Below are 15,088 nucleotides of genomic sequence, written 5' to 3' on the forward strand. Positions count from 1 at the left end.
CTCTGAAGGACGGGGTTTTACGGCGCACCTGATAAACCGGAGGAGAAAACGGCCTCCGGTTTTCTTCCCTTTCTGAGAACCAAGATATCCATTTTCGACTACTGATGGCTACTTAAACAAATCAGCATGGCTTCCAACACGGTACAATATCAGTTCTATATCAGTGCATTGATAAATTAAGAGTAAACAATTGTCAACATGTTCTACCAGTCCAAATCATCTCTCAGTTCGTCAATTGTATTGACTCGATGAACTCCTTTACCATTTTCCAAGTCACGAATAGCTTGTAAGGTTTCGCTATTTGGCTGAAAAAATCCATCGGGAAGTTGTCCCTCAACAGCCAGCCGGTTAACAAGCATACGGATAACGGTAGATAAATCCAACCCCAAAGCCTTAGCATTCGCCATAGCCGCTTCTTTAGAAGCTGAAGATACTCTGGCTCTTACGATGGTCTCAATCATACAAACGCCCTCATTTATTGTACAAACAATGAACATTGCAGCCATGTTGTAGCCACAAAGTAACGTTTATCAATTACTACAATAACCTTAAGAACAATAACTGTAGAAATGAGCCAGAGTACACAAAATACCCTGCCTCAAACTCATTCTTTCTCTTTTTGCTGCTCTTGTTTCACCATTTCACGATACCAACGCGGATGATGTTTTTTCGCCCAGCCACGTGTGACCCAACCTTCTACCATTGCTCGCACTGATCCCTTTACCCAAAACGCCGCATAAGCATGGATGATAATCGTCAGGATCAGACCAATCGCCGCCAGTGAGTGAACCAGCAAAGCAATTCGGATCAATGGGATAGGAAAATATTCCGCAAAATACGGGCGCCAGATAATAATGCCACTAATAAGCAGGAGAAACAGGCAGAGACTTACTGACCAGTAAATGCCTTTCTGTCCGAGGTTATACTGTCCGATATCTCCCGCTTCCTCATTACGCAGTACCTTGTGAATATTTTTCGCCCATTCGATATCATCCCTGTCGATCAGATTATGTTTGAAATACCTGAAAAACATAAAGACAAACAGAAAGAACATCACCGAACCCGCAAACGGATGCAATATCCGTGACAATTGCGGCGTACCAAAGATATTCATCAGCCAGTTCAGGGAGGGGAAGAAAAAACCTAATCCACTGATGGCGGTAAACAGGAAGCAAACCACAACCACCCAATGATTGATTCGCTCAACCGGAGAGTGACGGATAATGGTATCGTTACGCTTTTTCATTTCTTCACCTCCTCATTATTTGCCTTGTCCGAATCAATCTCTTTAAGTGCGCTTTCTTCCTCTTCTCTGGAAATACGGTTCGAACCAATACCCACGTAATGGAAAACGGCAGCAGCAAAAGTCGCGGCAAAACCGATTGCAGCTAATGGCTTCCAGATACCTTTCCAGAAGGTGACAGTTGGGCTTATAACCGGATTATCCGGCAATCCATGATAGAGTTGAGGCTTATTGGCATGGTGCAGCACATACATAACATGGGTTCCACCTACGCCTTCGGGATCGTACAAACCGGCATTTTCATAACCACGTCCCTTAAGCTCTTCAACCCGCTCTGCCGCCAGCGCTTTCATATCCTGCTTGCTACCGAAATGAATCGCACCGGTTGGACAAGTTTTCACACATGCCGGCTCTTGTCCTACACCAACACGGTCAACGCACAAAGTACATTTGTAGGCACGATTATCCTCTTTGTTGATACGCGGTACATTGAATGGACAACCGGCAATGCAATAGCCACAGCCGATACACTGTTCTGACTGAAAATCAACGATGCCATTGGCATATTGAATAATCGCGCCTTCCGCCGGACAAGCTTTCAGGCAACCCGGATCGGCACAGTGCATACACCCATCCTTACGGATCAACCATTCCAGCTTGCCATGCTCCTCCACTTCGGAAAATCGCATCACTGTCCATGACTTCGCTGTCAGGTCAGCCGGATTATCATAAACGCCAACGTTGTGCCCAATTTCATCACGAATGTCGTTCCATTCTGAACATGCTACCTGACACGCTTTACAGCCAATACAGGTTGTCACATCGATCAGCTTTGCCACTTCTTGCTGGTGATCCCGCACACGAGGCGCGGGAGTCAATGAATGGGTGGCAGAGCGACGAATAATGTCCTGGGTTTGCAATGACATAATTTTTCTCCCTCACACCTTTTCCACATTAACCAGAAATGCCTTGAATTCCGGCGTCTGCGTATTGGCATCACCGACAAACGGCGTCAGGGTATTCGCAATAAAACCTTTCTTCGCCGCGCCCAAAAAGCCCCAGTGAATCGGAATACCGATGGTATCCACTTCACGGCCGTGAACATTCAAGGTACGAATACGCTTTGTCACCACCGCCTTGGCCTTGATATAACCACGGCTGGAGCTAACTTTAACGGTATCGCCTTGTTTGATGCCCTTTTCTGCCGCCAACCGTTCACCAATTTCCACAAACTGCTCTGGTTGGGCGATAGCGTTTAACAACGCATGTTTTGTCCAGAAATGAAAATGCTCAGTCAGGCGGTAGGTGGTGCCGACATAAGGGAATTTATCGGCTTTCCCCATAGCTTCAAAATCGCTCTTGAACACACGGGCGGCCGGATTGGAAACCACATTCGGATGTAACGGATTGGTTCCCAACGGCGTTTCAAACGGTTCGTAATGTTCAGGGAACGGTCCTTCTGCCATTTTGTCGATGGCAAACAAGCGCCCCATACCTTCTGGCTGCATGATAAAAGGTCCAACATCCGTTCCTGGGGCTGCGTTGCTGTAATCTGGGATATCCACTCCGCGCCATTGATCGCCATCCCATGCAATCAACTGGCGTTTGGGATCCCACGGATTGCCCTGTGGATCAGCAGATGCGCGGTTATACAGAATGCGGCGATTCAGTGGCCACGCCCATGCCCAACCCAGTGTATTCCCTATCCCGGATGGATCAGCATTATCGCGGCGCGCCATCTGGTTACCTTCCGGCGTCCAGCTTCCAGCGAAAATCCAACAGCCGCTGGCGGTAGTGCCATCATCACGCAATTGAGCAAAAGAGGATAATTGCTGCCCTTTTTTCACCAAAACATTGCCGTTGTTATCCAGCAAATCAGCCAAAGCGCGACCGTTACTTTCTTGGGCCACCTCTTCCGCTGTTGGTGCGTCAGGATCGAAATAATCCCATGTCATGCTCAAGACTTGTTCTGGCGCAGCACCGCCTTCTTCACGGTACAAATCACGCAGCCGCTTGAAAATGCCCGACAAAATTTCACCATCCCCAATCGCTTCCCCTGGCGCGTCCGCACCTTTCCAGTGCCATTGCAGCCAGCGAGCTGAATTGACTATTGAGCCATTCTCCTCGGCAAAACAGCAACAGGGTAAACGGAATACTTCAGTCTGAATGGTGGCAGGATCAACATCGTTGAATTCACCATGATTTTGCCAGAATGATGACGTTTCGGTACTGAGAGGATCAACCGTGATCAGGAATTTCAGCTTCGACAAAGCGGCGACGACTTTGTTCTTGTCCGGGAATGATGCCATTGGATTGAAGCCCTGACAGATATAGCCATTCACTTCCCCTTTCGACATCATTTCAAAATATTGCAAGACATCGTAAGGCTTATCCCACTTCGGCAACAAATCGAAGCCCCAATCATTCTCTTTACGGGCATTATCACCATAAAAACTCTTCATCAGGCTGACAAAAAACTTCGGATAATTTCCCCAATAGTTGACCTGACCTGTAACGGTGGCTTTTGGTGTGTTCGCCTGCAAATAAGTTTGCAAGTCGGCCTGTTTCTCCGATGGCAGGGAGAGATACCCCGGCAGGCTTTGGGATAACAACCCCAAATCTGTCAGTCCCTGAATATTGGAATGACCGCGCAGCGCATTGATGCCACCGCCTGCCATACCCATATTACCGAGCAGTAATTGGATTATCGCCATTGTACGGATATTCTGGGCGCCGATGGAGTGTTGCGTCCAACCCAGTGCATACAGGAAAGTAGCGGTTTTGTCCTTCGCGCTGGTTTCTGCCAGATATTCACACACCTTGAGGAAATCTTCCTTCGGTGTTCCACAGATATCAGTCACAACATCCGGTGTATAACGACTGACGTGAGCTTTCAGTAGGTTCCAGACACAACGTGGATGGCTCAGCGTTTTGTCCCGTTTGGCAAAGCCCTTCTCATCTAGCTCATAGTGCCATGTCGTTTTATCGTACTGGCGATTTTCAGCATCATAGCCACTAAACAGGCCATCATCGAATGAGAAATCTTCCCGCACAATCAGGCTGGCATTGGTGTAGGCCTCGACATACTCACGGTTAATTTTTTCATTGGTTATCAGGTATAAAATCACACCTGACAAGAAGGCAATATCCGTACCGGAACGGATAGGCGTGTAGAAATCCGCCACGGATGCCGTACGGGTAAAGCGAGGATCGATAACGATCAGTTTAGCGTTGTTGTGAATTTTAGCTTCCATCGCCCAACGGAAACCGACAGGATGTGCTTCAGCCGCATTCCCGCCCATCACGACAATCAAGTTCGCATTTTTAATATCCACCCAATGGTTGGTCATCGCACCGCGACCAAATGTTGGAGCAAGACTTGCTACCGTTGGTCCGTGTCAGACACGCGCCTGGTTGTCTACGGCAAGCATGCCGAGCGCGCGACTAAATTTCTGCGATAAAAAACCGGTTTCGTTACTGGCCGCAGACGCACACAACATACCCGTTGTCAGCCAGCGGTTAACCGTCACACCATCTTGGTTGGTTTTGATGAAATTGGCATCGCGGTCTTGTTTCATCAATCTCGCGATACGATCGAAGGCTTCATTCCAGCTTATTCGCTGCCATTGATTGGAGCCTGGGGCACGATATTCTGGATAGAGCAGGCGATTTTTGCTGTGAACAAAATCCACCAAGCCAGCCCCTTTCGGACATAAGGCACCACGGTTCACAGGATGATCCGGATCCCCTTCGATATGAAAAATAGTTGATTTGGCATTTTTAGCGCCATCACCAAGACTGTACATCAATAATCCACAACCGACAGAGCAGTATGTACAGGTATTTCGGGTTTCACGCGCACGCAACAATTTGTAGTTACGTGTTTGTGCAATCGCTGCGCCTGGGGCAAACCCCAGCGCGGCTGCCGTCGTACCCGCCATACCGCCAGCGCAGATCTTAAAGAACTGCCTTCTGCTGACTTGCATGGGGGATCTCCTCACTCACATTGCTCATTAACACACCGCATGACAGGAATTCCGCGGGTGTATTTGCTTCTTATCAGGACACAGATTGATAATATATTATCCACACAAACAGTATTATGAATCAAACTATTGGGGAATTCATTAATGAAAAATAAAAGGTCAGAAAATGAGTTAAATATGGGAGGGATCAGCGGTGTTTTTCGCACCAATGTACAACAAAAAAATGCCAAACAAAGCGGCTCCTTGAGCAATCCAACGCCGGATTGGGTAGCAGAGGAAGTCCCTGTTGCATTGGTCTACAACGGTATTTCCCATGTCGTAATGATGGCCAGTCCGAAAGATCTCGATCATTTTGCTATCGGGTTTTCCTTGTCAGAAGGGATTATCACATCTGCGCAAGAAATTCGGGGGATTGATACGATAGTTAGCTGCCATGGCGGCATTGAACTGCACATTGAGCTTTCCAGCCGCCGTTTTGCGGGATTAAAAGAGCGCCGACGCAATATGGCTGGCAGAACGGGTTGCGGTATTTGTGGCACCGAACAACTCGCAGAAATCTTTCGCCCAATTACGCCCCTGCCTTTCACCCAAACGTTTTCACTCTCCTGCCTTGATGCTGCGCTTGCCCAATTACCACATGTTCAGGAAATCGGCACACTTACCGGCTGTACCCATGCGGCAGGTTGGATTGATCCAGAGGGCAAATTGCTTGGTGGTTGTGAAGATGTTGGCCGCCATGTTGCACTGGATAAGTTACTGGGAATGCGAGCAAAAACAGGCTGGCAACAAGGTGCGGTGTTAGTTTCCAGCCGTGCCAGTTATGAGATGGTACAAAAATCAGCTAATTGCGGGGTAGAAATTTTATTCGCCGTTTCTGCCGCAACCTCACTTGCCATTCAAGTCGCCCAGAAATGTCATTTAACGTTGATCGGATTTTGCAAGCCAGGGCGAGCAACAGTGTATACCCACCCTCAACGATTAGTGGATTAATTGAAATCCACAAATTCATTCCATCCTCAAAAAACAACTTAATTTCAATTAACTCACCTCTACTTTGCACAAGCAATGAGATTAAACAAATAAGAAACATAATTATAACTTATAGTTTACAGCGCTATTTAACCAACATACATTTTATTTGCTGCGCATTTTTTGCGCACACCTTTCACACAAAAAGCTCAGGACGCTCTTATGACAGGATAACAAGACATTCAATACTCTGTGAGGTTGCTTATGAAAAAGCTCAATATATTAATCGCCATGTTAGGCATTGTTGGATTTACTACACAGGCTCAGGCAAAAATCGAGTATGGTATAAGCCAACAAGAAACCGATCCACATCTTATAATCGGAGAGGTAAATGGTGAACCCGCCCTGGGTATCACTTTATCCAAAGCAAAAGGTCAATTACTTTCTGCCTCCCAACTGAAAGGTTTCGCTACACTTGACAAGAATGGCATCTATCATGCCGAAATTGATGGTTCACTTTTCGATATCGAGGACCAGTATATCGATATCGGTCAGATTCCCAATACAGAAGTTTACTTTGGAGAATGGGCTCAAAAAACGCCTGATAAATCGGATGTCACTCATACTGTTTTTTATGTGGGCGAAAATGTGACAACCAATCTGCCAACAGGTGGCACTGCGTCCTATACAGTAAAAGGCTTAAGCCAGTATAGTGGCAAGAATCTCCTCTCCGGCAAACTCGTTGCGGATTTTGGTAACAAAAAGCTGAATGGTTCACTGAGCAATGGTTCACTCAATATTGGTATCGATGCCAATATAAATGATGATGCCGGATTTTCCGGTAAAGCCACAGCCAACAGCAATATTAATGGCGTTACCGATGGAAAATTCTTCGGTGATTCCGCCTCCTCTCTGGCAGGGTATGCCAAATTTGATAGCGACAGAAACAAAGATACTGCCTTCGGCGGTGCTAAAGAATAATTATTAATTCTCCAGAAAACAGTGTCATTTTGTTTGGACGCTGTTTTCTCTTCATCTTCTTTACCCGATTTATTTCAAATAAATCGGTGGCTTATGAAGCGGATTTTGTTATGTCTGATCAAAAAAAAGTGACTGCAAAAGAAATATTGCCAATATTTCTTATCATGCTGCTGCTCTCATTCTTTTCCCCGACAGTTTATGCCACTGAAAATATTAGCCCCAAGATTTGGCAAAAAGCACGATACAATCACCAGGAAATTGAAGTCCCAAACGCGACGTCTATAAAAGTGGAAAATAATCTTAAGGGTATCAGTCAAGCTCTGTACCTTGCTATTAACCACCAGCAGTGGCAAAACGTCAGGCGCCTCTTGCTGATTTATCAAAAAATTCCTGGGTACGATCCGTTACTTATCGATTTTGCTCAAGGCGGACTCGCACATCTTGCAGGGAATTTAGCGCTGGCGACTTCTTATTATCAAAAGATCCTACGTCAAAAACCGAATTTTACTCGCATCAAACTGGAGCTGGCTCGTGTTTATTTTGAAGATCACAAAAATCGGGAGTCCGAGCAACTATTTAAAGAAATCAGTAAACAATATCAATTACCAGAAATGGTCTTGAAGAATATTGACCGTTATCTGGCCGCAGTAACCCAAAGAAATGACTGGAGCGGTTCATTCTCATTTGGCTATGCCTATGACGATAATATCAATATGTCTCCAAATCAGAGACCCATCTGTCTGCAGTCTATCAAGGGACAGTGCATCATTGAACGGAGCATACCGAAACCTATCAAAGCATGGGGCGGGACTTACAGCGCTACTTTAAGCCGACGTTACCCGCTTGTCGGCCATCATGGTATTTTTGGCCGCGGGCTGATTTATGGTGAAAATTATCGCAATTATCACGACGAAAACGAAAATATGTTTTTGCTGACCAGTGGTTACAACTACAAAAACAGGAACCAGGATTTATCCTTTGGCTCTCTATTTGAATATCAACAGCGGGCAGGGAAGACTGAATATCATGCTATCGGTGCCAAAATAGAGTGGCAATGGGCTATCACCAAACAAACCATCCTTAATGTTGAACTTGGACATAAAAAATTGAGTTATCAACCGCTTTACCGCAGGAAAGACGGCGAACTTTCCTCATCCTATTTCAGCCTATCTCATGTTATCAATGAAAAATTAATTCTGTTTGGTGGCGGCAATTGGAGCTATCGAAATAATCAATACCCGGCAGATCGCTACCAACAACGGAGCATAAGTGCGGGAATAGCTGGACAACTCTATTCCCGCATTAATGGTTCACTGCTTGTTACTCTAAGGCAACAACGCTTCGGTGCTTACAGCGCATTATTGGGTGCCAGACGCCAGGACAATGAACAAATCTATACTGCCGCCATTAAATTCCCTGCCGCGAAGATATTGGGCATGACACCTTCTTTAACTTTCCGCCATCGACACAATCACAGTAATGTGAACTGGTTATACAGTTATGATAAAAACGAGGTACAGATACAGTTAGAAAAATCTTTTTAATCGAGGCTATGGTACATCCACAAATTAGGCTCAATGTAATAAGCCATCTGCTTTTCAACATCTACTACCAATGGCACCAGACCACCCGGAATAACGTATTCCCCGCTTTGCGGAAACTTCATGCCTGTCCATTCCTGCCACTGTTCCAAAGTGCCATAAATATCCATGGAGCGCAGGGCGGGCTTGATGATTTTGGCGCCTAATCGACAATGGGTACGTATCCACGGATCAAATGGTTCGCCTTTACCATTTTTCCATCCGTAATATTCGATAAATAGAGGCCAATTGTTATCAATAAGCTCCTCTACCTCATCACCAAGATCTGTCCTTTCTTCAACAGACTGAATAACCATTTTTGCTTCCATAATGCATCTCCACTTTGCTTTTTTCAGACAGATATATGAGATATGCCCCTTATTCTTTTAAATAACGGCTTTCTACAACGCAAAAAATAAATATATAACATGTACTTGATTGGTTATTTGCGCTCAAATTTCACCATAACTCATTATTTTCCACAACAGAGAACGAATATTTCTCCATATATACGCATTAAACTTCAAGTCGCAATTTACAACACGATATGAAGCCTGATTTCTCCCCGCTTCGCGAGGAGAAATCACACGCATATTGAAGTTAGATTGGTATAAAATATATGTATTAACTTTGTTTAATTATATGAGTAGTTATATAACCCTATTAATTTAATAATATAGGAAACTTTTTAATTTTAATTAATTTGTTAACAATAAAATAACCCCAGTAAATAAAATCTACCAACCTCACATTTTCAAAAAAAAGTAGATAGTTAAAATCTTACCAAAAATGCAAAAAATAAAATAAAAATCAATAAAATAAAAAAACATTGACTAATAAACCCCATTATTAGTGAAACAAATAGTAATAATTATCATTTACATTATCATTTGAACGGAGTACGTTTTTCTCGCGCGATAAATCAGGCCGTTTTTAAGATTGGGTAACGAGGGATCCCCCACTCCAAACGAGGATAATGATGAAAAAGTTCAACGTATTAATCGCCGCTTTAGGCACATTGGGATTTATAGCACAGGCTCAGGCAGGAGTTGGTTTCGGGCAGAGTCAAATAAGCTCACCATCATATGTCAAGGTTGGTGAAACTCAAACAGGTTCAAATTCACACGGTGGTGCGAATGGCGCCCCAGGCATTGGAGTCAGTTCAATCGGTGGAGGAAAACTTATCGGTTTTTCTGGCTTAACTCGCATGGCACCAACGGACAGCAATGGTATTCATAATATCTCAAGAGCAGGCGCACCAGGTTCTCATGGCGGGATGGGGGTATTCCATTTCAGCAAAGTTGCCAATGCTGACGTTTATTTTGGTGAATGGTCTCAGACCGGTCAGGCTGGTGATAGTACCCATACGGTTTACTATGCAGGCAAGGATATCACTACCAATATTCCAACCGACGGTACAGCAACTTATACAGTGACAGGTATTAACCAGTACAGCGGTGACAATGCTCTGGCCGGTACATTTACCGCAGACTTCGGTGAGAAAACCCTGGTCGGTTCCATGGAAAATACCGCAATGACAATAGATATTAGTGCCAATATTGGCGCTGATGCCAAATTCAACGGCATAGCCATAACTGATGATTTGGTTGGCAGCACCAGTGGTCACTTCTTTGGCGATAACGCATCTAGTTTGGCAGGGTATGCGAAATTTGCTGATGATGACACCAAAGATACCGCTTTTGGTGGTCCTAAACAGTAATCGTTAATTTTCCAGAGAACAGTACCATCTTGGGCTGTTCTCTGTTTTTTTATTGCTAATAACGTGAGCTTTATGATCTGGTTTCCCGATGTCTGAGAATAAAATTACGCCAATATTATTAACGGCGCTGGTGGCTCTATGCCTATCCCTACCCGTTTATGCCGATGAAGATACCCCAAGAAAAATCTGGCAAGAAGCACAACATAATCAACAGGAAAATGAAACCAATCTGATTACGCCAGATCCTATTTTTGTTGAAAATAATGCTTCACTGATTGTCATTAACGGACAAACGTTTCAGGTCGAAAACAATATTAATGATATCGGCCAAGCACTATTCCTGGCTATTAACCATCAACAATGGTCAGATGTCAGACGTTTTCTCTCGGCTTATCAAAAATTGCCGGAACATGATGTAATGTTGGTCAATTTTGCTCAGGGCGGGCTGGCACGTCTTGAGGGAGATTTAGATCTCGCCGCTTATCATTATCAACAAGTTCTGAATCAACAGCCCGATTTTCCTCGTATCGAACTAGAATTAGCTCGCGTCTATTTTGAGGATCATAAAAATCGGGAAGCTGAGCAACTGTTTACTGGATTGTATAAAGCACAAAAGTTACCAGAAGTCGTGCTGAAAAATATTAACAGCTATCTGGAAGCGATAGATCTGAGAAATAGTTGGCGCGGCTCTTTCTCGGCTGCTTACGCTTATAATGATAATGTAAATATGTCTCCTGATCAGGAAAATCCCCGTTACGATTTTGATCCCATAAAGCAAATATTCTATAAAAGGCAGATACCAAAGGCCATCAGAGCATGGGGTACGTCTTATGACGCAACATTAAGTCGGCGTTATCAACTTACTGGTCATCACGGTATTTTTGGTCGTGGCCTGATTTATGGTGAAAACTATCGTGATTACCATGATGAAAACGAGAATACATTTCAACTGGTTAGTGGATACAGCTACAAAAGCAAAAGTCACGATTTCTCTTTTGGGCCTCTGTTTGAATATAAACAACGAGCAGGCGAACCCTATTACCGTGCGGTAGGCGCCAAAACAGAATGGCGATGGGCATTCACACCCAAAACAGCCATGAATGTTGAACTTGAGCACAAACAGCTACATCATCAGCCAAGTTTTCGCCGGAAAGATGGCAGCTTTACCTCAGCCTACCTCACTCTGTTCTACTCCATTAGTAAAGACGTTGTCCTGTTTGGCGGCGGCGATTGGGTTTATCGTGACAACCATCAGTATGCCATGGATCGCTATCAGCAATGGGGAATTCGGACAGGGATTGCAGGACAAATCTATCCCGGAATCAATGGCTCACTGTTTTCCACACTGAAAAAACGCCATTTTGGCGCTTACAGCCCGATGTTGAATGCTACACGCCAAGATAATGAGCAGATTTACAGTGCCGTCATTAAAGTGCCCGCCGCTGAAATATGGGGCATGACACCTTCTTTCACTTTCCGCCATCGACGCAATCACAGCAATGTGGCTTGGATGTACAGCTATAACAAAAACGAAGTGCTAATCAGACTAGAAAAATATTTTTAATCAAATAGTTACTCTTTTCATTTGTGTGATGATAATTGATAAATCGAGGCAAGAGACATCAATGACATACCGAATTAAAACACAGTTCACTCCCACCACAATTGCATTGTCACTGGCATTATCACTAATTGCCCCACCCCTATTTGCCGAATCCAAACCTACAGCCACAACCTCAAATAGTAAGACGGATCTAGGCAAGATTCGTGTCACGGATAACAGTGATAAAGATGAAGAGGGTTATAACGCAGTCTATGACAAAGATATTTCCAATATTTATATCGGTAAAGAGCAGATAGAGCGCTACAAGGGAGCTTCTCCCGCCGATTTAATTAAAGGTGCTGTCGGTGTATATAGCGGTGACGCCCGCAATAGTGGCGCCCTAGATGTCAATATCCGTGGTGTTCAAGGACAAGGGCGAATTCCCATCACCATCGATGGCACAGAACAGGCTATTACCGTCGGGCGTGGTTATAATGGAGCCAATAACCGTAACTACATCGATCCAAATTTAATCAGTAGCATTGAAATCGAAAAAGGTCCTTCTCTGAACCGTAAAGTTAAAGGATCAATCGGTGGGGCAGTATCTATCAAAACTTTGACCATTGATGACGTGGTGCCGAAAGGGGAAACTTTCGGTATCAATACTAAGCTGGAAACCAGTAGTAACTCTGTGAGAGAGCACACTCCGTCCCTGCCATTGGGACAGGATTACCGCGATATTCCTAACTTTATCCAAAACAAGGTGGAAACCGATCCGGAGTTGCAAATTACGCCTCATTCATCGAAAGACAATAAACTGTTTGGTTTCAAAGATAATGCCTTCCGTATCGCATTAGGAACACGGCAGGAATATTTTGACCTAATGCTGGCCTATGCATACCGTCATCAGGGTAACTATTTTGCCGGCAAAGGGGGCGCCCATCGCTATGATGAACCCATTACGGAAAACGATAGGGAGCTCATGAAAAATGTCCAGACAACACTGGATCCCTATCTGCCTTTTGCCGCTCGTATCTATCACCCCGGCAATGAAGTTCCCAATACTTCCAGTGAAATGCGTTCTGTATTAATTAAAAATACTTGGCGTTTCACCGAAGATCAGGTTCTACAGTTGGGGATTCGTAATACCCATATGGAGTTTGGTGATATTATGCCTTCACGTTTAGGCTGGGTTATACCCGAAGAAAATAAAATTCCTCAATGGCCATTAGCAAAAGTTCACCAGAAAGCAGCCAATCTGACCTATAAATGGCAACCTGAGAATAACCCTTATGTCGACTTCGACATGAATTTATGGACAACTCGCACCACCAGCAATACCAACACGGCGGGAGGATATCCGCGTACCCCTGTTGACAGAGACTGGCGTTGGGAAGATGGTCTTGAGGGCAGAAACGCCAATATCGATGGCACATTGATCAATACCGCTCTCACCCATTCTCAAAACAATCGTTGGGGTATCGATATTTCCAATAAATTTACCCTGCACCCGAGTTTAGAACTGACTTTAATGGGAAATTTCCAACGGGAACGCCTTGATTCCAATGATGATTATGATTCACCTAGTCTATATTTCGACCAGTCACCGACACGGAAAGGACAACGTCAGGAAATCAATCTCGCCTTTAACTTTAACTGGCGACCTGCTTCATGGCTGGAACTGAATGCAGGAGCCAAGCGTGTTTCTTATTGGTCTCAAGATGATTTGCTTAATGAACGGCGTGCCGTAAAAGATAGCCGTTATCAGAAACAACCGGAAACCATTGGTCATGAAATGAGTTATTGGCGAACAATAACTGAAACTGAATCTAATATGATGAAAAAAAGAAAACAATTTATAAGATCAAACAACAGCTTGAAAATGAGCTTCGCAGAGAGGGTTGAGTTTATGAATAAACTCCAAACTGAATACCCTGTGGTTGAGACAACTCGTATTGATTCACGTGATGGCCTAAAGCGCAATATGGTTAGAGAAAAATTCACTTGGAAGTACGATCCTAGCAATGGCAAGCTCAGTAAAAGCGGTAACCTCTATTTCAATGGCCAATTAGACATGAATGAAAAGGTTATTGACCCAATAAGCGGCAAAGAAGTCTATAAATATGAATACGGTGAGAGAGCTGACGCTACTGGCGTACAAGGCCCTGCTGTTGACGATCCTTGGGAAACTGCGCCAAAACGTAAGGATCACGCTTGGGCACCCACTTTCTCCGCGACGGCCTATGTTACAGATGATTTCCGTATCTACGCCCGTTATGCTGAAGCGGTAAGAATGCCCAGTATTTTTGAAGATACCGTCGGTTTTTCAGGCTCTCCAACCAACCAAATAGGTCATAAATTTAAGCCTGAGCGCGCAAAAACCGCGGAAGTTGGCTTAGTCTACGATGTCAGCCAATTAGTCAAAGCTGAACGCCATGCTGATATCAAACTCTCCTATTACAACACCCTCATTGAAAATGTGTTCGACCGGGACACTACCTATAAATTCTCCCAATTGGACAAACAAAAATTGGCGGGCGTGGAACTACAAGCACGTTATGACAACGGCAGTTTCTTTGCCGATATGGGGTTGGTCTATAACATGAAAAACAAGGTCTGTGACCATAACGCTGTCATGAGACTGGATTCCCAGAATCGTTATGGTATACCTGAATGTATTGATGGTGGTTTCCCTGGCGGTTATTTACGTACCTCTATTCAGCCTAAATACTCAGCTAACCTGAGCGTCGGCGGCCGCTTGTTTGATGAAAAACTGGAGCTAGGCAGCCGAATGCTCTATCACAGTAAGGCAGAAAATAAAGATGAAAAATGGCTGATGAATGCCTTACCGGATATTTATAAAGGACAGTCTAATAACCCAATGCGCTGGAATCCGGTGCTTACGGTTGATGCCTATATCAACTATCAAATCACTCCGGCTATATCCATAGAGTTAACTGGCACAAACCTAACTAACCGCTACTATCTCGATCCGCTGACACGTTCGATGATTCCAGCGCCGGGCAGAACTTTTAAACTCAGTTTGACCAGCCAATTTTAGGGGCT

General features: G+C 44.5%; 12 protein-coding genes. 6 read left to right on the forward strand and 6 right to left on the reverse strand.

What is annotated here, in order from left to right; translation table 11 throughout:
- Positions 1-108 precede the first annotated feature (108 nt).
- From AAC853_RS17770 to fdnG, 5 genes are all read right to left on the reverse strand, one after another.
- A complete protein-coding gene (locus tag AAC853_RS17770; RefSeq protein WP_422824190.1) occupies positions 109-210 on the reverse strand; it encodes a type II toxin-antitoxin system YafQ family toxin in 102 nt (33 codons plus the stop codon).
- The gene (locus AAC853_RS04630; protein WP_273557825.1) at positions 204-461 is read right to left on the reverse strand and encodes a type II toxin-antitoxin system RelB/DinJ family antitoxin; all 258 of its coding nucleotides are present in this window, start codon (positions 459-461) and stop codon (positions 204-206) included. The genes AAC853_RS17770 and AAC853_RS04630 overlap by 7 nt, the downstream gene beginning before the upstream one ends.
- 143 nt (positions 462-604) lie before the next feature.
- On the reverse strand, positions 605-1,246 hold the full coding sequence (gene fdoI / locus AAC853_RS04635; RefSeq protein WP_340613811.1) for a formate dehydrogenase cytochrome b556 subunit: 642 nt from the start codon (positions 1,244-1,246) through the stop codon (positions 605-607).
- Positions 1,243-2,169 (reverse strand): formate dehydrogenase subunit beta, encoded by a 927-nt coding sequence (gene fdxH / locus AAC853_RS04640; protein ID WP_340613812.1) that lies wholly within the window; start codon positions 2,167-2,169, stop codon positions 1,243-1,245. The genes fdoI and fdxH overlap by 4 nt, the downstream gene beginning before the upstream one ends.
- Before the next feature lie 12 nt (positions 2,170-2,181).
- Entirely contained in the window at positions 2,182-5,229 is a 3,048-nt protein-coding gene (fdnG, locus tag AAC853_RS04645) for a formate dehydrogenase-N subunit alpha (protein ID WP_340613813.1), read from the reverse strand.
- 144 nt (positions 5,230-5,373) lie between these two features.
- Between fdnG and fdhD the strand changes: the two genes are divergently transcribed.
- From fdhD to AAC853_RS04660, 3 genes are all read left to right on the forward strand, one after another.
- Positions 5,374-6,219, forward strand: a complete 846-nt coding sequence (gene fdhD, locus AAC853_RS04650) for a formate dehydrogenase accessory sulfurtransferase FdhD (protein ID WP_340613814.1) — start codon at positions 5,374-5,376, stop codon at positions 6,217-6,219.
- Positions 6,220-6,462: 243 nt separating this feature from the next.
- The gene (locus AAC853_RS04655) at positions 6,463-7,179 is read left to right on the forward strand and encodes a Slam-dependent surface lipoprotein (protein ID WP_340613815.1); all 717 of its coding nucleotides are present in this window, start codon (positions 6,463-6,465) and stop codon (positions 7,177-7,179) included.
- A gap of 110 nt (positions 7,180-7,289) precedes the next feature.
- A complete protein-coding gene (locus tag AAC853_RS04660; RefSeq protein WP_340613816.1) occupies positions 7,290-8,723 on the forward strand; it encodes a surface lipoprotein assembly modifier in 1,434 nt (477 codons plus the stop codon).
- Here AAC853_RS04660 and AAC853_RS04665 read toward each other — a convergent pair.
- Positions 8,720-9,088 carry a hypothetical protein gene (locus tag AAC853_RS04665; protein WP_340613817.1) on the reverse strand — a complete coding sequence of 123 codons (369 nt, stop codon included), beginning with the start codon at positions 9,086-9,088 and terminating at the stop codon, positions 8,720-8,722. The two genes, AAC853_RS04660 and AAC853_RS04665, sit on opposite strands and share 4 nt — an antisense overlap.
- A gap of 650 nt (positions 9,089-9,738) precedes the next feature.
- Between AAC853_RS04665 and AAC853_RS04670 the strand changes: the two genes are divergently transcribed.
- The 3 genes from AAC853_RS04670 to AAC853_RS04680 all read left to right on the forward strand — a co-directional run bounded on the left by AAC853_RS04670 (position 9,739) and on the right by AAC853_RS04680 (position 15,083).
- The gene (locus AAC853_RS04670; protein WP_340613818.1) at positions 9,739-10,479 is read left to right on the forward strand and encodes a Slam-dependent surface lipoprotein; all 741 of its coding nucleotides are present in this window, start codon (positions 9,739-9,741) and stop codon (positions 10,477-10,479) included.
- An 88-nt stretch (positions 10,480-10,567) separates the two neighbouring features.
- Positions 10,568-12,043 (forward strand): surface lipoprotein assembly modifier, encoded by a 1,476-nt coding sequence (locus AAC853_RS04675; RefSeq protein WP_340613819.1) that lies wholly within the window; start codon positions 10,568-10,570, stop codon positions 12,041-12,043.
- Between the two features lie 61 nt (positions 12,044-12,104).
- Positions 12,105-15,083, forward strand: coding sequence for a TonB-dependent receptor domain-containing protein (locus AAC853_RS04680; RefSeq protein WP_340613820.1), 2,979 nt, complete (start codon positions 12,105-12,107; stop codon positions 15,081-15,083).
- Positions 15,084-15,088 lie beyond the last annotated feature (5 nt).

Origin of the sequence: Xenorhabdus thailandensis (assembly GCF_037996785.1) — a bacterium.
In the GTDB taxonomy this organism is placed as follows: domain Bacteria; phylum Pseudomonadota; class Gammaproteobacteria; order Enterobacterales; family Enterobacteriaceae; genus Xenorhabdus; species Xenorhabdus griffiniae.